General features: G+C 54.4%; 26 protein-coding genes. 2 read left to right on the forward strand and 24 right to left on the reverse strand.

Annotated elements, in window-relative coordinates; genetic code table 11:
• Nucleotides 1-100 precede the first annotated feature (100 nt).
• Together BMX91_RS10275 and BMX91_RS10280 are read right to left on the reverse strand one after the other, a co-directional pair.
• Nucleotides 101-1447: a M20/M25/M40 family metallo-hydrolase gene (locus BMX91_RS10275; RefSeq protein ID WP_092053400.1), complete on the reverse strand. Its 1347-nt coding sequence runs from the start codon at nt 1445-1447 to the stop codon at nt 101-103.
• Between the two features lie 156 nt (nt 1448-1603).
• Complete coding sequence (locus BMX91_RS10280) at nt 1604-1825, reverse strand: WYL domain-containing protein (protein ID WP_092053402.1); 222 nt, start codon at nt 1823-1825, stop codon at nt 1604-1606.
• 211 nt (nt 1826-2036) lie between these two features.
• On the opposite strand from BMX91_RS10280, the gene mscL reads away from it, so the two are divergent.
• Nucleotides 2037-2423, forward strand: coding sequence for a large conductance mechanosensitive channel protein MscL (gene mscL, locus BMX91_RS10285; RefSeq protein ID WP_092053405.1), 387 nt, complete (start codon nt 2037-2039; stop codon nt 2421-2423).
• A gap of 236 nt (nt 2424-2659) precedes the next feature.
• On the opposite strand, the gene BMX91_RS10290 is transcribed toward mscL, so the two are convergent.
• Both BMX91_RS10290 and BMX91_RS10295 read right to left on the reverse strand, forming a co-directional pair.
• The gene (locus tag BMX91_RS10290) at nt 2660-3535 is read right to left on the reverse strand and encodes a lantibiotic dehydratase C-terminal domain-containing protein (RefSeq protein WP_177168350.1); all 876 of its coding nucleotides are present in this window, start codon (nt 3533-3535) and stop codon (nt 2660-2662) included.
• Nucleotides 3536-3548: 13 nt separating this feature from the next.
• Nucleotides 3549-5849: a hypothetical protein gene (locus BMX91_RS10295; protein WP_092053410.1), complete on the reverse strand. Its 2301-nt coding sequence runs from the start codon at nt 5847-5849 to the stop codon at nt 3549-3551.
• 139 nt (nt 5850-5988) lie between these two features.
• On the opposite strand from BMX91_RS10295, the gene BMX91_RS10300 reads away from it, so the two are divergent.
• A complete protein-coding gene (locus BMX91_RS10300) occupies nt 5989-6870 on the forward strand; it encodes a helix-turn-helix domain-containing protein (protein ID WP_092053413.1) in 882 nt (293 codons plus the stop codon).
• Nucleotides 6871-7021: 151 nt separating this feature from the next.
• On the opposite strand, the gene glsA is transcribed toward BMX91_RS10300, so the two are convergent.
• The 20 genes from glsA to BMX91_RS10400 all read right to left on the reverse strand — a co-directional run bounded on the left by glsA (nt 7022) and on the right by BMX91_RS10400 (nt 25867).
• Nucleotides 7022-7951 carry a glutaminase A gene (gene glsA, locus BMX91_RS10305; protein ID WP_092053416.1) on the reverse strand — a complete coding sequence of 310 codons (930 nt, stop codon included), beginning with the start codon at nt 7949-7951 and terminating at the stop codon, nt 7022-7024.
• Between the two features lie 296 nt (nt 7952-8247).
• Nucleotides 8248-8802, reverse strand: coding sequence for a M15 family metallopeptidase (locus BMX91_RS10310; protein ID WP_092053420.1), 555 nt, complete (start codon nt 8800-8802; stop codon nt 8248-8250).
• An 81-nt stretch (nt 8803-8883) separates the two neighbouring features.
• Nucleotides 8884-9678 carry a glutamate racemase gene (murI, locus tag BMX91_RS10315; RefSeq protein ID WP_092053423.1) on the reverse strand — a complete coding sequence of 265 codons (795 nt, stop codon included), beginning with the start codon at nt 9676-9678 and terminating at the stop codon, nt 8884-8886.
• A 137-nt stretch (nt 9679-9815) separates the two neighbouring features.
• Nucleotides 9816-10793 carry an ABC transporter permease gene (locus BMX91_RS10320; RefSeq protein ID WP_092053426.1) on the reverse strand — a complete coding sequence of 326 codons (978 nt, stop codon included), beginning with the start codon at nt 10791-10793 and terminating at the stop codon, nt 9816-9818.
• Nucleotides 10771-11700, reverse strand: coding sequence for an ABC transporter ATP-binding protein (locus BMX91_RS10325; protein ID WP_092053430.1), 930 nt, complete (start codon nt 11698-11700; stop codon nt 10771-10773). Before BMX91_RS10325 ends, BMX91_RS10320 begins: the two co-directional genes overlap by 23 nt.
• A complete protein-coding gene (locus BMX91_RS10330; RefSeq protein WP_092053434.1) occupies nt 11684-12406 on the reverse strand; it encodes an ATP-binding cassette domain-containing protein in 723 nt (240 codons plus the stop codon). The genes BMX91_RS10325 and BMX91_RS10330 overlap by 17 nt, the downstream gene beginning before the upstream one ends.
• On the reverse strand, nt 12403-12765 hold the full coding sequence (locus BMX91_RS10335; protein ID WP_092053438.1) for a GntR family transcriptional regulator: 363 nt from the start codon (nt 12763-12765) through the stop codon (nt 12403-12405). Before BMX91_RS10335 ends, BMX91_RS10330 begins: the two co-directional genes overlap by 4 nt.
• On the reverse strand, nt 12766-13566 hold the full coding sequence (locus BMX91_RS10340; protein ID WP_092053442.1) for a hypothetical protein: 801 nt from the start codon (nt 13564-13566) through the stop codon (nt 12766-12768). It abuts the gene before it with no gap.
• Between the two features lie 171 nt (nt 13567-13737).
• Nucleotides 13738-14604, reverse strand: coding sequence for a hypothetical protein (locus BMX91_RS10345; RefSeq protein ID WP_143059373.1), 867 nt, complete (start codon nt 14602-14604; stop codon nt 13738-13740).
• Between the two features lie 9 nt (nt 14605-14613).
• Entirely contained in the window at nt 14614-15342 is a 729-nt protein-coding gene (locus BMX91_RS10350; RefSeq protein ID WP_092053452.1) for a SagB/ThcOx family dehydrogenase, read from the reverse strand.
• The gene (locus BMX91_RS10355) at nt 15339-16190 is read right to left on the reverse strand and encodes a thiopeptide-type bacteriocin biosynthesis protein (protein ID WP_092053455.1); all 852 of its coding nucleotides are present in this window, start codon (nt 16188-16190) and stop codon (nt 15339-15341) included. The genes BMX91_RS10350 and BMX91_RS10355 overlap by 4 nt, the downstream gene beginning before the upstream one ends.
• A 22-nt stretch (nt 16191-16212) precedes the next feature.
• Nucleotides 16213-17445 carry a hypothetical protein gene (locus BMX91_RS10360; protein WP_143059374.1) on the reverse strand — a complete coding sequence of 411 codons (1233 nt, stop codon included), beginning with the start codon at nt 17443-17445 and terminating at the stop codon, nt 16213-16215.
• Nucleotides 17402-19117, reverse strand: a complete 1716-nt coding sequence (locus BMX91_RS10365) for a YcaO-like family protein (RefSeq protein ID WP_092053464.1) — start codon at nt 19115-19117, stop codon at nt 17402-17404. Before BMX91_RS10365 ends, BMX91_RS10360 begins: the two co-directional genes overlap by 44 nt.
• On the reverse strand, nt 19117-20418 hold the full coding sequence (locus BMX91_RS10370) for a hypothetical protein (RefSeq protein ID WP_092053470.1): 1302 nt from the start codon (nt 20416-20418) through the stop codon (nt 19117-19119). The genes BMX91_RS10365 and BMX91_RS10370 overlap by 1 nt, the downstream gene beginning before the upstream one ends.
• Nucleotides 20419-20432: 14 nt before the next feature.
• The gene (locus tag BMX91_RS10375) at nt 20433-21176 is read right to left on the reverse strand and encodes an ABC transporter permease (RefSeq protein ID WP_245744389.1); all 744 of its coding nucleotides are present in this window, start codon (nt 21174-21176) and stop codon (nt 20433-20435) included.
• Nucleotides 21173-21910, reverse strand: coding sequence for an ABC transporter ATP-binding protein (locus tag BMX91_RS10380; RefSeq protein ID WP_092053472.1), 738 nt, complete (start codon nt 21908-21910; stop codon nt 21173-21175). Before BMX91_RS10380 ends, BMX91_RS10375 begins: the two co-directional genes overlap by 4 nt.
• A complete protein-coding gene (locus tag BMX91_RS10385) occupies nt 21883-24384 on the reverse strand; it encodes a hypothetical protein (RefSeq protein WP_092053474.1) in 2502 nt (833 codons plus the stop codon). Before BMX91_RS10385 ends, BMX91_RS10380 begins: the two co-directional genes overlap by 28 nt.
• A complete protein-coding gene (locus tag BMX91_RS10390) occupies nt 24381-25397 on the reverse strand; it encodes a hypothetical protein (RefSeq protein ID WP_143059375.1) in 1017 nt (338 codons plus the stop codon). Before BMX91_RS10390 ends, BMX91_RS10385 begins: the two co-directional genes overlap by 4 nt.
• A gap of 79 nt (nt 25398-25476) precedes the next feature.
• A complete protein-coding gene (locus tag BMX91_RS10395) occupies nt 25477-25644 on the reverse strand; it encodes a thiazolylpeptide-type bacteriocin (RefSeq protein ID WP_092053480.1) in 168 nt (55 codons plus the stop codon).
• 43 nt (nt 25645-25687) lie between these two features.
• Nucleotides 25688-25867 (reverse strand): thiazolylpeptide-type bacteriocin, encoded by a 180-nt coding sequence (locus BMX91_RS10400; RefSeq protein WP_092053483.1) that lies wholly within the window; start codon nt 25865-25867, stop codon nt 25688-25690.
• Nucleotides 25868-25872 lie beyond the last annotated feature (5 nt).

Genomic DNA, 25872 nt, shown 5'->3' on the forward strand with positions numbered 1-25872 from the left:
TGATACCGGGTGCTGTCTTTCCCGTCAACTATCTTGTTAAACAAAATACCTGCATGCTAAAAAGCCGCCCGGCAGGCTGCCGGACGGCTGGTTCGGCTGTTCAGTTTTTTCGGATGACTGAGTAAAGTGCAGCCCCGACAAGGTCGCCCGCTTCCTTCAGACGCTCTTTGCTGACGTACTCGATTGTGTCTTGCGGTGTATGGTAGTACGGTTCAAGTGCCGCCGTGCCAGGTTCGCGCCGGATAAAGTTCACCGCCGGGATGCCCGCCTCATGGAAGTTCACATGGTCCGAGGCGCCCCGCTGGTAAAGGATCAATTCGGATGGAGTGGCAATCCTGTCCTGTGTAGCAAGCGCCGCCTCGGTGACGATGTTCGGCTGGCCGTCCAGTGTATTCATGAAGATGGCGGTCGCGTTCTCCCAGGACGTGCCGACCATATCCATATTGAAGTTCGCGATGCTCCTGGACACTTCATCTTGAGTCAAAGCCGAAACATAGTGGGCGGAACCGACCAGGCCGATCTCTTCCGCTCCGACAAAGGCGAAGCGCACTTCTTTATCGATCGGGTAGCTTTTCAGCACGCGGGCGATCTCAAGCGCGGTCGCCGTTCCGGTCGCATTGTCACTCGCACCCGGCGCCAGCGGCACGCTGTCGAAGTGAGCCGACACATGGACGATGTCCGGGTTATTCAGGTGCTTCGGCGCGCGCGTCGCGATGATGTTCTGTGACGTCTGACCGGTGAGTGCGTCAACCTTTAGGGTGACCGTGCCGCCCGTGGCAACGACATCTTCAAGGAGCGCTTCGCCGGATGCCTTCCTGATCCCCGCAACCGGAAGCGGCGCATCCTCGCCGATGCTCATGTTGGGAGGCCCGGACGCTTCACTGTTGTCATAGATGATGACCCCCACAGCACCTGCCGCAGCGGCACGGTCAATCTTTTCGCGGAACGAGAATTCTCCACGGCTTATCAGTACGATTTTCCCTGACGCCTCTTCCGTGAAGTCGGCCGGATAGCCCAAGCCGGCATCATAAAGCTGCGCAGTCAGCCCGCTTTCTGGTGTCTCTGCGGACCCGGACGGGAAAGCCGCCTCCACTTCATCTCCATTTGACGTGGACAGATGGCCGACCATCGTGTCTGGAATGCCGAACTCCTGGACCTCAATCTCGTAACCATAAGACTCCAGTCGCTCCCTGATCAGGGAAGCCGTTTCCCTCTCCTCGGCGGTTCCGGCAACGCGCGGCCCGATCGTTTCACTCAGATGATAAACGTCCGAATAGATGCGCTCCGCATCAATTCTGGAGATCACCTTCTGGTCAAATGCCGCCGGGTTGCCCGGCTTAGCCGCCTCGGCAGTGGTCTGCCCGCCGAAATCGGCCGGCATCATCACCACACCCGATAGCAAAAGGGGCGCCGACAGCGTCAATGCCGCAAATCTGCTTTTCTTCATCCTTCCATTCCCCCTCTTCGGTTTTGTTCCATCAGGGGGATTCGTCCCGGCATTCGGACTTCCCTTCACTTTAAATGAAAACGGTTACAAAATCACATCTGTCTATAACCGCGACAGGTCTGAAGTCCCGCGCGGCCATGAAGGCACTGCTACTTATTATCCCGATTGCTTCTCGTGGCCATACACCGGCCGCACAGACAAAATCCGGTCGATCTTGAACGTGCGCCGCTCCTGCCTGAGAAAGCAGTACGCCGTTACGCTGTCCTTACGGAGGCGCAACAGGCGTACACGCCGCTTTGTGATGCTTCCGTCTGAACCAATATAGATCATGTCAGTCAACTGATGACGCTTCATGCATTTCATCAACAATCCGTGCATCCCGCACCCTCCAATAAGAACGTTTGTTCTCATTATATGCGAACATTCCCGGAGGCGCAACCGAATTGTCCTCAAATCATACAAAGCAACCCTACTGTGTCATTTTTTGTCGAAAAATATGTATTTAGTCCCTTCCCGTCCAATAAGACATGCGCTACACTTGAGCGCAAGCCGCGTGCGGCATTTTATAATTGAAAAGGAATGGACCCCAATGTGGAAAGACTTTAAAGAATTTGCGTTCAAGGGCAATGTTCTGGACCTGGCTGTCGCCGTCGTCATCGGTGCCGCTTTCGGCAAGATTGTTTCTTCCCTTGTTGAGAATATCATCACCCCGCTCATCGGAATCCTGGTCGGAGGCGTCAACTTCAAAGGCCTGAGTGTAATGGTCGGGGATGCCGAAGTAACCTACGGTGTCTTCCTGCAGAACGTCTTTGACTTCCTGATCATCGCCTTCTCCATCTTCATGATCCTCCGCGGCCTCATGAAGCTGAAGCGCCAGAAGGAAGAAGAAGTGGTGGAAGAAACGGAAGAAGAACTCACCGTACAGGAAGAACTGCTCCGCGAGATCCGCGACCTGCTGAAGGAACAGAAGAACTGAAGAACCAAAAGAAACCCGCTCCCTTAACGGATTTTTCCGTGGGGAGCGGGTTTTAATAATTATTTTGTGACTAGCTCATATGGTAGATCTGTCATCGGATTAACTCCGCCGATTACTAATCCAAATGCACACACACCAAGCGCTAAAGTCATGAAGATTTTCTTCTTCATTTGTTCATCCATCCTTCCGTGTGATTTACCTCAGTATAGCATGAAAGATTCATTGTAAATATGCAATTATGCATATTTTGAACTTTCCTCAAGTGACTTATGTAGCAGTTTTGCGATGTATGCCTCTTCCTCATGACTTATGCCAAGCCGGTTGTTTGTATCATGTAGGTAATGGAACAGAAACTCCTCAAAAGGCGGTGATGGGACCAGCTGGTCCTCCACCTGATGGCGGACGGACGCCAGTTCTTCGATAAACGGCCGGATCGTCCGGAGAAGATGAACGTTGTTCAACGAGCGCGTCCACTGGCTGCGGAATTCCCGTTCATTCATTACCACCGCACGGTCCAGGCTTTCAGCAAGGTCCGGATCTCCGCAAGCCTGGATGCAGTGGGCCGCGTACTTTTCCAGGAAGCCGATCGCCGCATCAGTGCTGCAGAGTCCCGAACGGATCGCCTGATGCATCAGGAGCGTGACCGCAGTTGCCCGGTCCGTGCCTCCGAGAATTTCGTTTTCAATGACGAGAAAAGCAATGTCAGTCGAACATTTCAGAAGCAGGTCCGGCCAGACAATGCCTGCCGCCGGATTCTCACCGAATACCGGCTCCCGTTTATATGGCCGGACGGCAGGCTGCTGCTCCGACTGATTTTCAGACGGCAGTTGTCTCCTCCTACGCCTCGGTTTTTCCTCCTCCATCGCCTGGAGGAGCATGTTGCAATCATGGCGGATCCGGTATCGCAGCCGCTCGGCTTCATCATCGGTAAGCCGGAAACCGGCCATAATGTGATGGCCATGATGATCCTCCCGGCGCAAGTAATAGTAGTAATGAACCTCGCCGGTCAGATCCGATGCCAACGGCATGACAATCTGATGGACCACCTCATCCAGCTGGTATTCGTATTTCGGATAGAACCGGTAAGTGTGCCATTCTTTTTCTAGATGCATGTTCATCCTCCATTCAAACCCACTTTACTGCTGCGCGGAACTCCGTGACGCAAGGCTGGCCCGATCGCCCGATGGCATGAGCACCACGTTCCGGAAACACCTCTGTCAGAACCAGCAGATCACCTTCACCCAGACATCCATCAAGCCGTTCAATCAGCCTCGGACTGCCGAAATGGATATAGTGATCCTTCCCGCTTCGGCAGGCTGCCGTCGGGTATTTCGAGTCGACGACCGCAAACATGGCCTCTTTCGGGATTCCTTTCCGCGCCCTCCAATCATGAAGGCGGAGGAAAAAGTCCGATTCGGGTTCTCCGCTATCTTTCATCGGCACTTCTCTTGTCGGAATACGCCATTCAGCAGGGGCTGTGACCACCCTGCCTTCAGTTTGCCGCGGGGTATGGCCCGGCTTCCTCCTGTTTGTATGCCCATTATTCAGGCACACCCAGGGATAGCTCAATTTCAGGAACAGCCGAACACATGCTGGCAACTGATGGACCGGCATTTCACCCGTGTAGACAGGGGCAGCCGGTAAGCCTTCCGGACCGAGAATGATCAGGGAGTCTGATTCCGTGTCATGGACGATTCGGAGGTCCGATAACGTCAGGAACTGGCCGCTTCTTCCGGCATACTGACGGTCGGTAGGCCACAATAGGTGACGGCCGTTGTGATGCGCCTTTTTTCCAGTCCATCCTGCTCCGTACGAGAACCAGACCGGTTCGGCATCAGGAAGCAGTTCACGGATGCACCCCTCATCTTCCGAAGCAACATTGTCCAGGCGGCATTCAGCCGAAATCTGGTAATCTCCCCGTTTCAGTGCCTGTTCCGATAGGGCCGCCACACGGAAGGAAAGCAGTCCATGCGGAAGCATCTCGGTCGGACTGAGCGGTGCTGGTGTTTTAGCTCCGGCAACTGCCCGTCTCGTGTCTTCTTCAGCGATTCTTGCTTCCTCGGCCGATCCCATCCGTGCCGAACAGTAGGAGAGAAAGCCGAGGACATCCCTGCTTTCGCCTCCAAGACCGTACTGTTCTGTAAACCAGCCGGTCATGGTCTCCGCGATGCTTGAACGGACAATAACCACTCCAGGATTGTTTGCGTAAGTTTCCAGATCCTCTCGGACGGATTCAGGAAGACTGATCGGCCTTTCATTACATACCTGGTGCTCTGTAAACCAATCACCCGTCGCCAGACGGCCTGTCAGGCGGACCGGCAGGATCCGGTGAATCCGGTGTATTGCCCGCACAGCCCTTTCACGCAGAACCGGTAAATCAACCGGAGCACAACTTTCCATTTGATTGAGCAGAATTTCAAGGAGAAGAAAGCTTCTTCGGAGGCGCTTGGCTTCAGGAGAATCGATTCTTGCAACCAAAGAAGCCAATCCCTGAAGCGGGCACTGTGCGGCTTGTTTCTCCGGCAATACGGGTACTAAGATTTCCCTCGACAGCAATTCAGCGAATTTTGACTTTCCGTCGGATCCAAGCGAACGCATCCAGTCTTTCTTTTTTCTGACAGCACCTTTTTTCAAATGGCCGGCCGCCTGGCCTTCAACCGGATAAACATATTCATGGATGGTAGGGACACCGCCGACTTCAATGCCATCTGCGACCAGCAAACCGCTTTTACCATCCTGACAAATGAGCCCGTCGTTTACTTTGAAAGCCAGGCCTTCGTTCAGGCGGTCATCACGTGCAATCGCTTCGGTCCAACGGTCGATGAGCGGCTGTCTGATGCGCATTTTCGGAAGGACTTCCTCCAGCGCTTCACTTTTTGTTTCTTTCCCGAAGCGGAAGCGGACTTCGACTGTGCCGGTCTGAGCGCTTTCCACGGTCGTTTGGAGAAGATGCGGAAGAATAGCTTCCGCCATTTTTCCAGACTGTTCATGGTTCAAATCAAGCAGCTTCGGATTATTTAAAGCAATACTTCGCTGAAGAGCAGGAATCTTTGTCATTCCGCTCAGCTTGGCGTCCGCCTGTTCCTTGCCTACCCGGTAAATCAGCCTAAACCGTTCCAGGGCATCGTCCATTTCCGTCTTTCTCTTCACCCACAGTTGGATACTTTCCCAGTCGCTATCACTGAGTTCAGGAATTTTCTGCTCCAATTCGTCAACAGTCTGCAGTCCGGCCCGGTTTAACACGTCCTCCACGGAAATCCAAGCTTCCGAAACAGCGGCCCGGTGACGGTTAAGGCGCTGAATCAGGTTCATCGAAGCGGACAGGACGAGTGAATCGATGACTGAAGCAGGAAGATCATGCACCTGCGCGATGGCAACTTCTGATATGCGGACGGAAGTTTCAATTCGATTCAAGTTCAGATTCATGATCCCTCAATCCTTTCTTCGTGTCTTGGACAGCAAACATATTTTCGTACAAGGTTGACAAACTGAGGAAATTTTCCGTTACTATAGAGACAGGACAGCCGATATCCGACTGGACCATTTGCCAAAAGGGTGATGGACAATGAATCAGGTTCGCCTCGGAATGGAAATCCGTAAATGGCGGAAACTCCGCAAGATGACCCAGAAACAACTGGCAGACGGCATCTGCAATCAATCCGAGATCAGCCGCCTGGAAAAAGGTGATTCGTACCCGAGCATTGATACACTTCAGGCTATTTCAGTCAAACTCCGATTGCCTCTCTCATACTTCTTTGAAGTGCTTATCCACGATGACTTTGAGGCAAAGGAAAAAATGCTGGATGATGTAAAAGTCTTTTCATCAAAAAAAGATTATGAAGGTCTTTACAGATACACCCAGGAGTTGCTTAATAACGGAAGGTTCCTTCATCCAGAGCTCAAAACTTATCTGGAATCCTATTATTACGTCAGCCTTTATTATCTAAAGAAGCACGATTACCGTTACTGTGTCACCGAGTTGTATAGGCTGACAGATGTAGAAGTGAACGGGATGGATGTGTTGCTCAAAACTCGTATAAAGAACGCCATTGCCATTATCCTTGCTGAGAATAGTAAACATGAAGAAGGAATGAAGATCTTTAAAGAAATTCTTCAGGAACAGGTTGCAGCAGAGGAATATGACAAAATGCGAATTACAATCCTTTACAATGTGGGGAAAACCCAATTTGTTCAGAAAGAATACCGCGAAGCCTTAGAAACTACAGAGGAAGCAATCGACCTTTCAATTAAGCACCGCGATATGTCGATTCTCGGCCAGCTTCATTACCAGCAAGCACAAATTCTGGAGGAGTTGGAGCGCCCATTTGAAGAGATCCAAGCCAGCTATCAGAAATCACGATTCTTCTTCGACCTCTTGGGATTGGACTATTACAAGAAAATCCTGGAGACAAAGAAAGGCGAGTATCTAAATACCGTTCAGGCTTGATTCTTTCCTACCTACTACTCTACACAGTTTTAAGCAACAGAAATATGCACTTACGCATATCGACGGTTTTTTCGGTTTTTCTTTTGAAAACGTGGAAAAACGGCTGCTTTCCGCCTTTGTTTCGGGGCGGGAGCAGCCGTTTTTTGGTTTCTCAGAACATACTGAGGTCGTATTTTTTGGTCATTTTCTCCATCAGGTCCCAGCCGGCGACGCTGTTGCCGCGGTCATCGAGTGCAGGTCCGAAGATGCCGATGCCGCAGCGTTGCGGGACGGAAGCCATGATGCCGCCGGAAACCCCGGATTTGGCCGGGACGCCTACACGGATGGCGAATTCTCCTGAAGCGTTATACATGCCGCAGGTGACCATGAACGTCTTGCAGATGCTGGCGACACGCGGCGGCAGAATCATTTCTCCGGTCGCCGGGTGCTTGCCGTCCATCGCAAGAAGCAGTCCGACTTTGGCGAGGTCGACACAGTTCATCTCGATGGCGCACTGCTTCGTATAGAGCTCAATGACTGTATCGACTTCTTCCTCAATGACGCTGTGCTGCTTCAGATAATAGGCCATCGCGCGGTTCAGGTCTGCCGTCTCAAGCTCGGACTGGGCCACTTCCTCGCTGTAGCCGACGCCTTCTTCACCAATGATCAGTTCAGTAAGCTGGATCAGCCGCCCGAGCCGTTCTTCGACGCTTTCGCCCTTGATCATCGACGAGACGGCGAGGGCTCCGGCATTGATCATTGGATTGAGTGGTTTGTGCGGGGCGATCGTCTCAAGTTTGATGATCGAGTTGAACGGGTCTCCCGTCGGTTCCATGCCGACGCGCTGGAAGACATATTCTTCTCCGTTATCGAGAAGGGCGAGCGCCAGGGCGAGCACCTTCGAGATACTCTGCAGCGTCGATTTCGTATCGACGTCCCCTGCAGAATAGCAGCTTCCGTCCGGAAACGCCATCGCAACGGACAGCGAGCTCAGATCCGCCTTGGCAAGTGCCGGGATATAGTCGGCGACCATCCCCTCGATTGTATGTACTTTCGATTCCTGAACAAGTTGATACAGCTCTTCGTCAGAACGGCAATCCATATCGTTCACTCCTTAAAAATGACATCCTGCCGACAGTTTACCCTTTCCCGCGCCCATCAAGCCAGCCGTTCATTGCCGGACGCGCGGGCCGATGGTATAATGAAGCTGAATTGCCTGCAAAGGAGTGGAGACTGATATGTGGTTCGTTATTATCCTGGCTATCTTATTCGGATTCATCGCGATCGGTACGATTGCAGGCCTCGTCCTGACTTTCACGGGCAGCAACGACTGATTCTGACTTAAAAAGGGACTGTTCCGCGCATCGGCATACGCCGGTTTGCGGAACAGTCCCTTTTCTATTCGGATTCGCCGGCCAGGACCTCGTACCTGTCCGTGTCCTCAGGCCGCCAGCCGGTGTCGAGTTCCGCGGTAGTGAGGCCGAACGACATTTGCAGATGCGGGTAGTCCTTGAAGTTGCTCCAGTCGCCGCCCCATTCAAATCCGAGCTCCTTGGCGATGTCTGCGACCTCGAACCAATCGCTTTGCCCGTTGCTGTTGCCGTCGTAGCCGGTGTCCCAGATGAGCCGGCCGTCAAGCGTCCATATTGCAAAGTCAACCGCCAGCCCAAAGTTGTGGTACGACTGGCCGCCCCTTGCCTGGGTGACGACGGGACCATCAATGGTGCGCCCCTGTGCAAATAGCCGGTCCTGTTCTTCATGGGAGCGGAAGCCGTCCGTGATTTCGATGCGGATGCCCCGCTCCGCTGCGGTCCGGGCCAGTTCCTCCGCTTTCTGCCCGACCATCGGATGAAGGCCTTCCGGAAGCGGGCGCATTTCCAGCTCTTCGCGGAAATCAAGCTCACGCTGGACAAAGGTCCACACCCCGGCAGCCACCAAACCGGCAATCACCATGCCGGCAACCTTGACGGCAAGCGCGACGGGGTGCGTCTTCTTCCTTTTTCTCTGTCCGATTCCGGAAGCCTCCCTTCAAATTTATTCTCCTGTTTCCGCATACCGGACGACCGGCCTGCTGACAGGTGTCCATTTCTTCACTTTTTCCTCAAAATCCGGAACGTCTCCTGTCGTAAAGAACAGATGCCCGCCCTCGGCTGCCGTGGACAGTTCGCCGTGTTCCCGCAGCCAGTCCGCAGCACGCGAGACCGTCGCACGGGCCGGATCCACCAGGTGGACGTCGCCGCCCCATACTTCCCGGATCTGCCGTTCGGCAAGCGGGTAATGGGTACAGCCCATTACCAGCGTGTCCACCTGCTGTTCGCGCAGCGGTGCCAAGTATTCCTTAAGAGCAGACTTGATTTCGTTATCCCCGATTTCTTCATCTTCCAGATAGGAGACAAGTTTAGGGCATGCTTCTTCATAAACATCCAGGCCGTCCCCGTTTTCACGGATGGTCTTTCTGTACATATGGGATTCCACCGTCCGCTGGGTAGCGATGACGCCGATACGACGGTTCAGCGTTGTGTTTGCGGCCATCTCCGCCCCCGGCTCGATGACCCCGATCACAGGGACGTCCATCCGCGCTTTAAGCTCGTCCAGCATGAGCGCCGATGCCGTGTTGCAGGCGACAATCAGCATTTTGAGCTCAAACTGCTCCAGAAAACGGATGACTCCGAAAACCAGTTCTTTGATTTCTTCCGGGCTTTTGTTGCCATAAGGGCAGTTGCCATGGTCGCCCACATATACGATCCGCTCCTCGGGAAGCCGGCCGAACAGTTCATTGGCGACGGTCAGCCCGCCGCTCCCGGAGTCGATAATTGCTATTCTTTTCATAACTTTTAACCTTCTCGCTAACGCCTCCCTGTTTTCAGGAAGCGAAATTAAATGATCCTTCCATTGTAACGCATCCGGCCGCTTTGTGGTTCCCTGACTCTATAAAAAAATAGCCCCCTGTCAGAGGGGGCAAGTTGTTACGCCGTGACGTCCCGCTTCGAGAAGACGAGATAGCTGACGACCAGGAACACGGCGGCGTATGCGACGAGCACCGCGGCCGCAAATGGAAGGGTGACATCCTCGATAAACGTTATGCCCTGGGCAAGCGCCACGAGATCATGGGAAAAGAACAGGTACTTGGCAATTTCATAACGGCTCAAAAGTGCCGAAACTGTATTGCCGGTAAAGTAGATAAACAGCGACAGGCCGATCGCGAGCGCGCCGGAACGGAACACGCTGCCGATCATGAAGGCGAACGTCGTGTAGACGATGACATTCACGAACGCGAGGAGAAGGTGATAAAGCGTAAGCGTCCAGACCGAGACTTCGGCCACTTCCCCGCTTCTCACTGCAAGCTCTGCTCCTGCGTCCGGAGAAAACAGAATGTACGCCATCGCGACTGAGACCACGAAGCCGACCAGCGTAAGCAGCGCGCCGAACAATGCCGTGGCCAAGAACTTCGAGGTCAGCACCTTCCATCGCCTGACCGGTCGGGCAAGGAGCATCTTGATCGTCCCATCGGAAAATTCCGTGGCAACGATGCCGGCCGCAACGATGATGGCAAACAGCATGGCGAGCGTGGCGATGCCGGAGGAATCCTTGATCATCTGTTGCCGGCTATAGCTTCCGTGTGGCTCAACATCTTCGGCAAGCCGGTATTCCACGATCTGCAGCTCTTCTTTCAGCTCCGCCTCACGTGAGGAAGAAAGATCCGGGTCAGCCAGCTGCGCAGATATTCCTTCCCGTTCCGCTTCCGCCTGCATGCGCCAGTCCGGCGCTGCGGCCGGTCCCTCGACCGAGACACCTCCGCTTTCCGCGCGGTTCTCTTCCATCGTGGAAATCCACTTGGTCAGACCCATCATGCCGGCTACGCCAACGACCAGGAGAATGGCCATGACCCATGTTGCTTTTTTGTTCCACAGCTTCATCCATTCATTTTGCAACAGCTTCAGCAATCTGTCCGCCTCCCGTCATTTCAATGAACTCGTCTTCAAGTGTCTTGCGGTGAGGACGGACCGCGTACAGGTCGAGGCCTCCGGCAATCACGCTTTTCGCAAGCTCCGGTATCCGCTCCGCCCCCTCTTCGATGATGAACCCTGCACCGGATTCAACCGGCTCGTACCCTTTTGACTCGAGGACGGCCTTGAGCTGTGCTGCCGGCTGCGCTTCGATGTAATGATGCGGCCTTGAATCTTCCTTCATCTCCCGGATGTCGATCAGCTTACCGTTCTGGATGACGGCGATCCGGTCGCACATCAGCTCGATCTCAGACAGCAGGTGGCTCGAGACAAAGACCGAGACACCCGATTTTTCCGCAAGGCTCCGGAGATACGCGCGGAACTCCCTGATTCCGGCCGGATCGAGTCCGTTTGTCGGCTCATCCAGGATGAGGAATTTCGGATCGTGCAGCAACGCCTGTGCGAGTCCGAGGCGCTGGCGCATGCCGAGCGAATAGGTGCCGACTCTCTCATGGATCCGGTTCTCGAGTCCCACCTGGCGGACCACTTCCATGATGCGGTCCTTTGTGACGCCCTTGTGCATGCGGGCAAAGTGGACGAGGTTCTTGTAGCCGGTCATGTATTTGTACATCTCCGGGTTCTCGACGATAACGCCGATATTGGACATGGCCGCTTCGAATTCGTTTTGGACGGACTTGCCCGCGACGAATACTTCTCCCGATGTCGGCTTCATCAGTCCTGCCATCATACGGATTGTCGTTGTTTTCCCTGCTCCGTTCGGCCCGAGGAACCCGGTTACCTGGCCCGGGTAAAGCTTCAGGTTCAAGTCGTCAATGATCTTCTTTCCGCGGATTGCCTTTGATAAGTGCCTGAGTTCCACTATCGGCTCAGCTTGGTTTGCCAACCGGTTCACTTCCCTTTTGGTAGAGTGTGCGCAAATACGCGGTCAGGCCGCCCGGCTGCGCCATCCGGATATCTTCCACAGCATCATGGGCGGCGATCCGCCCGTTTTTCAGTACGGCGATTTCATCGAGGAGCGGGGCGACATCGTGCAGCTCGTGCGTCGACATGATGACAGTCTGACGCTCCGGGTCGGTGAATCGGATAAGGCCTTTCACGATTGATTCGCGGACCATCGGGTCAAGACCCGAAAACGGCTCGTCGAGCAGGTAGGCATCCGCTTCCCTCCCTAATGTTGCTACGATCTTGGCACGTCCCCGGTTTCCTTTTGAAAGGTTTTTCAGCTTGGTTTTCCTGTCGACATTCAGAAATTCCGCTGCCTCAAGCGCCTTTTCCATTGAAAAGTCCGGATACTGCGACTCCTGGAAGCGGAGCAGCTCATCAGTTGTGAAATACGGGTAATACAGATCGGCGTCCGCCATGTAGGCAATATGCCGGCCGGCGGAGATCCGTGTAATCGGCTGGCCGTTCAGAAGAACATCTCCTGTATCCGCCCCCATGACGCCGGCCATAATTTTCAGGAGTGTCGATTTGCCGCTTCCGTTCTCCCCCGCGAGTCCAATGATTTTACCCCGCCCGAAGGCCGCGGTCGCGCCGGCCAGCGCCCGGCGCCGGCCGAATGACCGGCTTACCTGTTTGATCTCGATCATCCCTGTCTCCTCCTCGTCATGGACTCCGCGATTTCTTGTTCCGTGAAGCCGAGCGCCTCGATGTTCCGGATAAAATCATCGATGAGCTGCGCCTTTTTCTCCTCTCTCAGTTGTCCGAGCCGTTCCGCGTTCTCCGTGACGAACGTCCCCTGGCCCCGCTTCGTTTCGGTAATGCCCATCCCCTCCAGCTCCTTGTACACTCGTTGCATCGTATTGGCATTGACGCCGGCTTCGACCGCGTATTCTCTTACCGACGGCAGCTTTTCTCCCGGCTTCAGGGCGCCCCGGATCAGGTCACCCGTGATCCGGTCGATCAGCTGCTGGTAGATCGGCTTATCCGGCAGGAAGTCAAAACTCATTCATCGCGCCACCTTCCTGTTGAAGATATAGATGGCGAGCATCGCGAGGAGAATTGCCTCGATCGCGGCAAGCCCGACTCCGCTGGCAGCAATTGTCCCCGTGAAATCCAGCGACCAGTCATTGACCCGGTTCAGGCGTTCCGTGTAGGTCAGCGGAATCTCACCATAACCCGCGAGCTTTTCATAAGGCCCCCATCGGGCCACTTTCTGGAATACATAGAACGTTCCGCCCACCAGCATGCCTGTCAGGATAACCGCGCCGATTTTCGTGAACTTCTTCAGCCACTGGTAAATGGTCCAGAACAGGAAGCCGAGCACCATCTGCATGATTCCGAGAAACAGCGAGACAGTACCGACCTCCGCAAAGAAGCCCATGAACCATCCGAGCGGCATGCCCTCCGGAAGGCCTGACCCTCCGCCGAACAGGTGAATCATCCCATTGGCCAGTGCCAGGACCGTGAATAGAAACAGCATGGATGCCACGGTCATCAGCACGGCAAAGACCGCTTTGACGCCGACGAGAACGTAGGACGGTGCAGGGGAATGCAGCCAGATATCCGGCCGTTTCATATCCGCCTGCAGGCTGACAAGCAGGCTGACCACCGGCATATAGCTGAGTGCCAGCACCCAGAAGCCCATGATGATGAACGCAATGTTCATCACCGGAACTTCGTGGAAGGCATAGCGCTGCAGCAAAAACGGCACCACCCCAATGCTGAGCACGGCAGCAAGTACCAGAAACGCCATCCCCAGACGCGCCTGAATCCACTCTTTCCACAAGAGCCCTTTCCATCGGCTCATAAACTTCACTTCCTTGAATTTGCATTGTGTATCGGTGTATTAGTTACATAGTACACTGGTATTCAAACAAAATGCAAGGCGTTCGCGGAATTTATTTGGAAATCTGGTTGCCCATAATAAAAACGCCTTCTGCAGAAGGCGTCACAAGAAGAATGAGAAAAAGCGGGATCCCTAGAATCCCGCAGTCCGGTGCAGCACTGGTGATTGAACTTCGAGGGGCCGGGTCACTACCGGTTCCGCACGCCCCTCCAACGAAACCCGGTCAATCAATAATCTGCTCCGCAATGGAAGCCCTACATCCTCCGAGAGGTCCTCCTCCAGTCCATACAGTACGGCAAACAAGATCCGGCGAATAAAGAAGTACAGCAAGGCGGCCTCACCGGGACTTTCCTGTGGCAGATCCGCGGCCTGCTCCAAAGAATCGGGCATCCGGAAGCGGTCCGTCAAGATCAGCGGCCCCACCTCGATCCGGCTGCCGGTAAGATCCATGAACAGCACCCGTTCCGAAGCCGCCCGGGCATCGTCGCGCCTTACGGTTTCCGAGCTTTCCAAGATTACCGCATCATAGCTCCCGGCCGTTTTCTTCGTATCCACCTGAAGATATGGAATCTTCCCCAGCATGGTTCGCAGCTGCGGAAAACGCTCCGGATCCGCTGCAAACCAGATGCGGAACCCGCTGCCATTCTCCGCAAAGTCCCTGACCGTCTGCTCAATCCTCCCAAATGGCCTGCCGGTCAGAAACAGATTCCTGAAGACCTCCAGATCGGATCTGACGGCAGACAGCATGGCACGCTCCCTTTCTGACCGGCACTCCATGAACAGGCCCGGAAATTTATTCAGGAACGCCTTTGCATAGGCGTACTCCCGGGATTGTTCGGCTGCCTGCCCGGAAAAGCCCTGATTCAGCAACATGCTGAACCGGAGAAAGTTCAGTTCCCCTTTCCGGACAGCCGCTTCCACTGTTCCCTTCTCACTGTTTTCAATGGTCACCAGCCCGCCTCTGTCATATAGGCCGACGGCCGGTCGCATGATGAACATTCCAATCACCTACCCTAATAAGAATGAGTACAGCACGTCGTCTCCTGTTCCGATAATCGTTCCGAGAGGCGCATCATAAAATCCGCCGAGCGGAAGCGACCGGATTCCCAGGTAATTCGCCACGAGCTGGATGTTCTGGCCGATATGCCCGGCTTCCTGCTGGACCAGCTTGTAGGAAATATCGGGATACTTGGCGGCAATCGAGTCCAGATCGGCCGTAAGGGCAATGGCAAACTGTGCGGTGGCCGCACTTTCCTTCTGGATATATGCCTGTTCGATCCGGCTCCACGGGACACTTTTCCGTCCGGCCAGGAGGCCCCGGTCCGCATCCACCTGGCAGACATTCCACCTTCCCAGGGATTCTTCCACCCTATTTTCATTGAACAGCAGATGAATCCGGACATAGTAGCGGGCACCTCCGGACGGATAGGCCCTTCCCTCTCGTTCATGGCCGATAAACGCAAGCTGGGTAAACCGGGCGATCAGCGGCAAGTCGATGGTCTGCTCGTTCGGAAACGGATAAGGCCAGGTATGCCGCTGCATCAGTGCATTCTCGAAGCCGTTTGTTCGATCAGGAACATAGTCCATCTGATGAAGGACTTCCCCCTCAACAGGCTCGGGAATCCGTTCGCTGTGCTTGTAAACCTGCATGCTCGTATAAACCGGATCATTGATTGTCAGGCGATGATAGTCCTGGTAAAGACGGTCGTAGCCGACTTTGAAATCCCAAAGCCTCATACCGCCGCGGCGCCCTTGGCCAAAAATATCCCCGACAGGAAATGCTCATTTTCAGGGGAGATGCCGAGCCGGTTGTTCAGCATATGGATGTGGGACACCATGAGGTAATGGACGTCTTCCTCACGGTACGTGTTTTGGATGTCGAGGATCCGTCGCATGGCGGATTCAAGGTCTGCAAGATAATCCCGATATACCTCCGGCACCTCGCTCCTGTACCGGTTCTTTTCCAGTCGCTTTTGGAGCGCGTTCCGGACAGCCTCATGCCGCGCATCCGCACCGAACGATTCCCAGACCCTGTGGTAAGCCGAGAAGAAATCCTCCTCCGAGCGGGTCATGCCGATCTTTTCCGCGATCATGAAGCTGTATTGCATCAGGTCGAACGCCACCACATACCGTTTCGGCCATTCAAGCGAATCTATGATCGTTTTGGCCATCTCCGACGATCTGTGGAACAGCTGCTCCGAGTGGCCCATGGCCTCCTGCCCTCCGTAGCGTTCCCACTCCGGCCCGTACGGGATATCCCGGATGCTGAAATTCGGATACACCTCCAGGTTGTTCACACCCTCCAGTTCGACGATCCGATTGTCATAGCTGACTTCCCTGAAGGGATGATCTGCATGGTCCTTTCCGAATGCCTCCAGCCGGTCTGACAGCAAGGCGTCAAACCGCTTTTTTCTGACGGGATCCTCAAACCGGCAGCGGAGCCGGATATGCGGACCTCCCTGCCAATAGCGGATAAAAAACCACTGATCCGGTGTCACCGCATCGATCACCCTGAACAGATGACCGCTGAGGAATTGGTCAATCAGCCCAAAATCATGAATAAACAAGTGTTTCGAATGCCACATGTCTCCCCCTCCTTCTATTTACTTAACGGCCGCCGGGAACCTTGATCGTCACGGCCTGGTTCCGATCCGGGAACACGACGGCAGAGTAGCCGATGGCCATGTCGTCCGGAAGACGGGTTTTTCTTCTGACGTACGCGTCATCAACGTTTTTCAAGGGACGCACCGCACAATTTTCCCCGGCCATGGAAACAGAAATAAACTGCATCAGGCGGCCCATTTCCATGAACAATGGCGTGGCGTCCGCCTTGATGTCCGTTTTACTAAACGCCATAAAGACCCAAAACTGAAACCCGAGAAAATTCGAGAACTCATGGTACTCCGATAGCAGCCGCTGATCCTCCCGCTCCCCTTCAAACGGACAGATGTGAATGAGACGGCCTTCCTCCAGCCGGTAGTAACCCGGCGCAAACCCTCTGACATCGTTCACTGCGACCAATAGCTTGATGCCGGCCTCTTCCAGCACAGGACCTGCCCGCTCCATCAGGTCGTTAAGCGGCTGCTGGTCCAGTGTCCGGTGGTAAAAGACGTCCCCTTCTCCTCTCTGGTCCGCCGTACGGTCTGTAAAATGCCTTTCCGTCAGGGAGAATAGCATCGCGTCCGGCACCGCCCCGGGTTCCCTGTCGGCACTGGCTTCTCCCGGACCGACGCGGAGAACCGCACGAGGGCGGATATGGATGCCGGACAGGTGATCCGTTTCTGAAGAACTGCCTGCCGGTGCATACCGGTACACGCATCCCGCCTGCTGCAAGGCAAACTCCAGATTGAACAGGGCGTGGCCGGCGTTCAGGGCGGACAGCATCCGGGAGAACTCGCCGTAATACAGCTGCAGTCTGCGGTCATCCGTCATGAGAACGGCCCGGTCTCCTGTCCCCTCCGCCGGACCGATGTCCACCACGCGGTCCCTGAACGGGTCATAGGCATGGATCCGCCCTTCCGTCATGATCAGGATTTTGATGGTCTTCATATTCCTTGCGCCCGGTATAAGCGGATGGAACGGATAGCGGCTCGCCAGGTCGACCCTGCGGACCTTCTCCGTGTATTCGTAGACCAGCCGCATCATCCGCACCTTCTGCGGCGCTGCCTGTGACGGCCGTCCCGCCCGGACAGCCGCTCCGATCCGGTCCGGATCCGGCGACACCTCCCCCCGGGCAAAGTGTTCAAACCGCCTGTCAGTAAAGGCGTCCAGATAAGCCGCATCCATCGTGCTCACCTCACGGGAAGGGGTGCGGGACACGCTTGAGCCATTCTTCGTCAAGATGCCCGCGCCCCTTCAGACGGATTGCCTTCTCCACACGGCTGCGGATGATCCTCCGGTTCTGGTGCCCGAACGTCATCGTCAGCATCTCCGGCACGATGTACTTCACATTGACAAAGCCGATCCGGTCGAGGTTCGGGTTTTTGGTGACCGCGCGGAATGCCTTCCCGGAAAGGCCTTTTACGATTTCGTGGAACCGGCCGATGACATCTTCATACCTTCCGCTAAAACGGGTATAAGACTCTTCCAGCTCTTCCATCGTATTTTGGTAGGGGGTGTTGAGCGCAAACCGCAGATAGGTCTCCGCCTCCCGGTTGGAATAAAGAAGGAGATGATCTTCAAGCCGGCTTACCGCCTCCGGATTGTCCAGAAGCATCGCCTTCCTCTCCAGATACTCCTGTTTCCGGAAAACATTCTGGAACACCGATATGGCCGTGGTCGCTTCGATCAGCGCCTTTTCAATCGCGTCTTCCAGATCAAATGAGGACGCCGCCGCGGTATAAAACGCCATATCCTCTTCCCCTGCGTCTTCCTTCTCCAGGAGCACCCAGATGGTCGGGATCTTCAGCTCCATCGAGATATCGAACAGATGGGCACGGATCCCTTTTTTCTGCAGGGCGACCAAATAGCTTTTCAGCGTCTTTGAGCGGATCGAGGATTCCCTGATGCGTACTGGCGGAATCTGCCCGTACCAGGTGCTGAGGAAGGCGTCCCGCTCAAACAGTTCCAGCATCGCAAACAGACTGGCTTCATTCACGGTCGACCCGAGCGCGCTGCCATTTGAACTGTCAAACAGATAGCGGGGCTCCCCGGACACATGATGGGAATCAAAGTAAATCATCTGTTCCGGAATCAGCTGCATTTCTCCGCTGATGAGTTCCTCGGCTTCCCGGTATCGGATCTGTTTTTCCGGGGTGTATGCCCCCATTTCCATCTCCGCCGATTCCATCACCCCGGTCAGAGTCAGCCCGATTCGCGGGTCTTCGCCTTCCCGCAGAACGGCGTCCGCCGGACCGTATGGAAAGGCCGTCGCATACCGCTCGAGGGACTCGAGGACCGACGTATGGCGTGACTTCCCATATGTATCGGTACGGCCGTACGACAGAAGAGATATGCCATTGTGATGCACTTCTGTCTCCACCATCGGCAGGCCATATGAGTCGCCCGACCGGCTTTCCCGGTTGACGATCGACAGGCGGCTGCCGCGGATCACTTTGTTATGACGGCGGAGGCGGGCCTTGACGTCTTCCCACCGGTGCTCACGGGGATCATCAGGATTGAACATCACCGAGGGCTTTTGGTGCTGCTCCGCTGCCGGGACATCTCCGGAACAGACCGGACAGTCTCCGCGCTTGTAGGTAGCCAGCATCGTGACTTCTTTTGTATTCCGGTTTATGGCGAACAGCCCGTCCGCTGTTTTCTCGTTTTGCAGCATCCATGCATAGGAGCTGATAAGCCGCTGCTCGATCATGTCCGGCTCCTTAGCATCCTCTCCGTTCAAATAATGATCTGCCAGTTCCATCTCTTCAATCCGGCTTTTCAGGCATGACAGGCAGAAGCTTCCGGATTGCCTGACGGGACCGATAAAAATGAACGGGTGGGTCGCAATGACCGGAAGATCCCCTTCCTTCAGATCCGCCGCGTCTTCCCATTGATCCAGTAGATTGACCATTATCCATTCACCTCCGCCAGTTGCTGTGCGTGCTCCGTGACTTTAAAACCTGCGGCCTCTGTACCGACGCCGTTTTCCCTTGCGCTTACATAGGTGTAGAGCGCGACCGGAATCTCGCTGATCTCCAGCGGCATCTTGAAAGCTGCCGTTATGTCCGCATCTTTGTCGTGAATACGGACAGTGTATCTGCCGGACAGAGGCCCGGTGATCGTCCAATCCAGATCCATCTCTTTTTCTTTGATCAATTGCCGGATGGTATCCGAATCCGGAGTTTCCACGGTAATTTCGGCTTTGCTCAAGGCTGCCGGCCTGTTGCCGTATGCCTGCCCGAGAATCTCCGGGAACGCCGTCCGGGATACGAAAGAGGCCAGGCGGCCGTAGTCCATGTCCGCGTAATAGAGGCTTCGGACCTTATCGGCACTGTCCGCATACTGGATGGTCAAAATCTGAAGCGGAAGCTGCCGGTAGTCGTCATACTCCGGGTTCCTGTTGACCGACAGGATCCGTGAACTGTACATGCCGATAAACCGCTCCACCTTGTTCAGCCCGGCGATCGGGTCTTCCCCGGCCGCCCTGAATTCTTCCGGAAGCCCGGCTGCCGGGTCATATAGCGTTTTCCGTCCGACTTCGAACTCTTCATTGATGGTAAATACCTCAGGCGCTTTTCCGATGATTGTCAGAATGACACTGTAGAACAGGAAAGGGGCGAGCAGTTCAGCCGAAACCGTCTCACTCCCGGCTTTCCCGGAACCGAGGTGACGGATCATCTGCCGATCTGCGCCTGCGACAGCCACTTCTCCTGCCGGATTCACCGCAACATTGATCGCCAGTGTCTGCCCGCCTGACAGGACGGTAATATCATTGTCCAGGTCTTTCCCCGCCATGCCGACCGCAAGGCCGCTTGCAAACAGCAGGTCACTTAGTGCCCCACCCGCGAAAAAGCCGGGAGAAACGGTGACCTTGGCTTCTGAAATTCCTTCAAGCGCACTTTCCACGCCGACCGCTTCCGTTTCCACCATCCGGAAGTAGGCCTTGTCCCTGTGCTGCAGAAGAAGCGTTTCCCCAATCTCATAAATGAGTCCCTGATTTTCCAGCAGGCTGACCAGTTTGCCGAAGTGAGGATAGCGCTCCGTGATTTTCTGCCTGTCCATCCCGTCGGCGAGCTCCCCCAGCATCCGGTGAATCTCCACATACACGGCTTCCGTCGCCCTGATGCTGAACTTTTTGGATTCACTTGTAAAAATGACGGTTCCATTATGGTAATGGAACCGGCAATTGGACCGATATTTCAGGATTGCCATCTGTTTCTCCTCCCTTAAACTTTTGCACGGCGGCTGACGAGCAGCACCGAGACAAAGACCAGCAATGTCAGGTACGCGAGCGAGATCGTGGTTTCAGTGTTCAGGACAAACAGTCCGTTCCATACGTCGATGAAGATGTGATTGATGTGATAGATCGGGTTGAGGTTTGCGATCCACTGTACAAACTGCGGCATTTGTGCGACCGGGACTGTGAAGTCTGCAGTGAACAGGACCACCTGGAAAATGACGATGGAGAAGACGAGGGCACTTTTCATCTCTTTAAAGAATGAGTAGATCGCGGACGAGATGGTGAGCAGTGCCGCAGTGATCAGAATAAATACGGCGTAGGCGGAGAAGAAATCTGCCAGGCTGATCTTCAGGCTGTACACCGCGATGCCGATGGATGTGATGAGCATGAAGCCGAGCGACGTGATGATGACCGACTTGATAATGTTCGACAGCAGGATGGTGCGCATATTGACCGGCGAGACGCTGATCCGCTTTTCGATTCCGAGCGAGCGGTTCATCACCTGGTCAAAGCCGAAAGCGAAGAACACGACGGAGAACGTGATCAGGATGATGAAGGACGGCGTATAGAACTGGACGTAGCTCAGGTCTCCGCCATACGTTTCCCCTCCGAACAGCTGCCCCATGAAGAGGTAGGTGGCCGGCGGGACGATCACCGTGAAGACGAGGTAGAAAATCTCCCGGAAGAACATGATGAGGTCATATTTCAGCTGGGTTGCAAGCATCGTCATCGTACTGCCTCCTTTTCACCGATCCGGTCCAGATAAAAATCATTGATGGAGGTATGCCCTGTTTTCGCCAGCAGGTTGGCCGGCGTATCAAACACGTTGGACTGCCCTTCGTGAATGAGCATCACCTTATCGCAATACCGTTCGACTTCGTCCATGTAGTGGGTGGAAAGCAAAATCGTCCCGTTGTGTTCCTTGTTGTGCCGGATGATGTTCTTCCAGAGCACATCCCTCATGTACGGATCCAGGCCGGTTGTCGGCTCATCCAGGATCACGAGTTTCGGGGAGCTCATGAACGCGATGGCAAGCGCCACGCGCTGCTTCCATCCGCCCGACAGCTTATCAAACGGTGTCTTCAGATGCTCCTGGAGCTCGAAATCCCGGATCGTCGCCTTGACGTCGGCTGATTTGCCGTAGTACGACCGGAACAATTCCAGCAGTTCCTTTACTCTCAGGTTTTTATAGAAGTTCGTCGGCTGGAGGACGATGGATAGGTCCTTTTTAAGTTCACGGACGCCCTTTGCCCCGAGTGATCCGACATCCTTACCGAACAGGTTGACCGTGCCTTCATCGAAGTCCCGGATCATCATAAGAGTCTCGAGGAAGGTTGATTTCCCCGCTCCGTTTTTTCCGATGACCGCAATCACTTCACCCTGCTCCGCAGTGAAATCCAACCCTTTCAGCACCTGCTTGTTCCCGTATGCCTTTTTCAGGCCTTTGACGATGATGTTCGGCATGTGTTTCGCTCCTTTTCAAGTGAGTATTCGACGAGGAATTCATTTAGCGGAATCTCCGGATCCGGCAGCAATTCCTCGATATACGCGTTGTCTTTGAGCTCGTTGGCGAAGAACTTCAGCAACAGCGGGACGGATACGTCGAAGAACATCGGCTTTTCCACGACAAAGTCCCCTTCGTTGCGGAAGTACTTGAGGAAAAATCGTTTCGGCAGCGCTTTTTCCTCAAAGTATCGGTTCACCCGTGCATACAGCTCTTCCGGGTCGGCCGCTCCGTTCATCAGCTCCCGCAGCTCCTCCGTCTGCAGCTGCCACTTTCTCCGCGACAGGACGACATTGCCCATCGTCACCCGCGGCGCTTCCCGGTACGGTTTCAGAAGAGCCGTAATATCGAAGTTCATCCTGCCCGACTGGAACAGATGCAGCATGACGGACAGGATCCCCGGCAGGAAAATCGGCACGAGCGAGGATTTGTAGACGATCCGGCAAATCTTTCCGTCGCTGTCCAGGAACTCGATTTTTCGTGTGTTCGGGTTATACCGGACGGTGATGTCGCTGACCGGCTGGCCGCCGTCTTTGGAGAACTGCCGGTATCCGACTTCAAGCTTGGCCGTTTTCAGGTCTTTTCGGACATGGATGCCCCCGTTGAACCCGAAAAGCTCATCGATTTCATAGTAGTTCCGGTTGCGGAAAACCCGATTGATGTAGTCCGCATATTCACGGTTTTCCGCGGCTTCTCCGAAAAAGTCCTTGAAGCGTGAGATGAATTTTTCATGTCCGTCATACACGTCGTTGAGTACGACGGTATCCTTGTCTGCGTATTGGAGGAACAGTGAGCAGGAAATGTCGATATCGCGTCTGATGGCTGCCGGAATCCGCTCACTGTACGAACGGATCAGTTCTCCGGCGTCCACATCTCCGCCGCCGCTTTCTTCGATCAGCCGGCTGAACTCATCCAGGAACCCGTCCCGCAGATCATCGAGAATCCCGATTTCCTCGGCCGCTGCCTCCCTGTACCGGTACCTCTGGTTTTGGTAGTACGGATAGAAATGATGGATGTTCTTGAAAAACACCTGATTCAGCAGCCGGCTGTCCGTCAGTTTCTGCGGCGCGTCCCCATACTCTTCATGGAACAGGCGGCCGATTTCATACTGCACACGGACGTTGACATCGAACAGCAGGAGAAAGTCCCCGATCACTTTCATAAAGTCTTCCTCTACGATGGAGGAGACGAGATCCTGCCGGGTCTTTCCGAAAATGACGTCTTCATAGATCAGTTCCTTGCCGGACTGAGGGTGCGCCTGCCTGATAAGTTCCCCGATCCGCTTCCAGTGGGCAATCCTGTCAAAGGCGCCTTTCTTTTCGAATGCCTTCAGCTCGGCATCCAGCTCATCCAGTTGTCCGATCACGTCTTCGCCGATGCCGTAAGTGCCGAACAGGCGTCGGACGGACTGCAGGATGCCCCGGTTATTCGGGATATCGACCTGCTGCCTGAGCAGCTTTAGCTGGATCAGCTTGGCGAACAAAGCTTCCTCTTCCCCCCGGTACTCAGGAATCTGTCCGGCCTGTTCCGCGAAATCCACGTAAGTAAGAGTCTGCTTTTTCTGTTCCATCAGGTAGCCGATCAGGCCGGGATGGAGCGGATATTCCACGAACTTGTCGCTAGTCTCAAATACTTTCTGGGATTGGTTGACGCTATGCTGGCTGACATAATAGACCTTGCCGTCCCGGACACCGAAGTTCTCCACCTTTACTGGAATCTTCCTGAGTGCGGCCTCATCTGTCCGAAGGAACTCATGGACGATTTTAAGGATGATGGAGTGGTTCATCTCGCAGAAGCTGGTGTTTTCAAAGATTTCCTTTCCCTCACCGGCGAGTCCGGTCTTGGTCAGGTAGGAAAACGGACTCGTCTTCATGGAGCCCCGGACAAGCAGCTTGAGCAGGAAGAAATCGAGTTTTCTCAGTTTCTTGTTGTGGCCGGCATGATCTGTGTCCAGATATTTCTCCAGCTTTTCGTAGATCGTGTCATTAAAGAAGGCGATGGATTTCGCCAGATCTTCGTGGGCGGCATGCTCCTGCAGCGCTCCGCGGTTAGCTTCGGCAGCGGAGTGATACGCATTTTTGAACGCATCAACCGCTGTCTGATGGTGATTTTCACTTTCCAGATAGTCATAAATGGCCTTCAGGGCCGCTTCCGGATGATTTTTCCCGAGGGCATTGGACAGCCGTTCGAGCCTTCGGTTGAACAGATCCCGCTTGAGGTTGAGCAGATCCGGATTTTTGGTTTCCGCGAACAGCTCTTCCAGCCTGATGACCGCCCGTTCCGAGGCTTCTTCTGCGTCCTGCCGGGTCTCTTCCACCGCATCCAGCAGGGCGGGCAGCGGAGCGGATTGCTCCTGCATCTGTTCATACCAGGTTTTCGGGATGTCACTGCCCCTAAATAGCACAATCGGATTTTTCAGTACCTCGACGTTCAAACCCCTATCTCCTCTCTCCACGTACGGGCGTTTTTTGTTTCGGTGTATCGGTATGCCATGTAGATGAACTGCTGTTTTTTCAGCGCGCTCACCTTCAGGAAGGGCAGGGAAAGATACAGAACATTGACGATGAACCGGTAGGCGGTGGCATCCATGTCTGCCAAAAACCCGGTCTGTCTGAAGTAACGGACAAACTGCTGATGAAAGTCATTTTGGAAGCCGGTATCCAGATCAGCCACCGACTTTCTGATGGTGTCCAGGTAACTTTCATCGAGATTCCGGTGGATCTCGGCCTTGTACGAGTCTGATATCTTTCCCCACACTTCCTTCCAGCGTTCAATGTGGGGATCGCCTTGCGCGTCAAGTGCGCCGATATCATGTTCGTGTGTCCGGAACCGCTTTTCAAAATCAGCTTCGGTATAAGGCAGGTTTTGCTTTTCCGACAGTTCCAGGAACCCCTGGACGTGAGAGATAAACGAAAAGTACCCTTTGTTTCTCCCCTCATCCCGATAAGTTTCCGATACGTGATGGAACAGCAGCGGCATGAGTGCCGGCATCGCTTCACCATCTTCGTGCAGCCGGAAAAACACTTCCTCCAGCACCGGCTGAAGTTCAAATCGCATCTGATGGATGATCCGGGTCAAAGTCGGGTTATGGTAATCGAAGCGGTTCGCCTCCACCTTCACCGACCCGTGATCGGCCATCATTTCCGGAACGTCCTTCTTTTCCAGCACGGCAATCCGGTTCACCATCTTCCGGTATTGTTCCCGGACCTGCAGTTCATCATCAGGATTCAGCTGAATCGCCTCTGCTTCCCGCCTGATCTGCGCGGCAAATTGCCTGATCACGGCGTCTTCCGCTGACCCGTCGAACGTCACCGCAAGATGCGGTCCGGATTCCCAGGATCGCGAGATGTAGTAGGGAACATTGACATCCCGCGCCCTGAAAATGACAGTCCGGACAAATGCGGTATCCGTCGCCTTGCTGAAGTTGAAGATTTTCACGTCTTTCATGATATCCGCATCCTTCTTCATGATTTTGCCGGGGTCTGTTGCAGGCAGCCCTCAGCTGTTCGTTCTGTTTTCCGCAGCTTTAGCAGGAACCGCAGCAGGAAGTGGAACCGCATGTCGATGTGGCGCTACAGGATGTCGAGCCTGAACTAGCTGTCGTTTCAGGAATTGCACTTACTTCGTCGAGGTCGAGGAAATCAACATCTACTTCAAATTCCTTTTTTGTTTGCTCTTCCGGTTTGCTGTTCATCTGAATCTCTCCTTTTTATTTGGGTTTGTCAGTGAGTCCGGTTTCAGCAGGATCCGCAGCAGGAAGTCGAGCCGCATGTCGAGGTGGCCGAGCAGGATGTCGAGCCCGAGCTCGCCGTCGTTTCAGGAATTGCGCTTACTTCGTCCAGATCAAGGAAGTCCACGTCTACTTCGAATTCTTTTTTCGCCTGTTCGTTTGCTTGCTTGTTTACTGGTTTGTTCATTGGTA

The organism is Bhargavaea ginsengi (assembly GCF_900109165.1).
GTDB lineage: Bacteria > Bacillota > Bacilli > Bacillales_A > Planococcaceae > Bhargavaea > Bhargavaea ginsengi.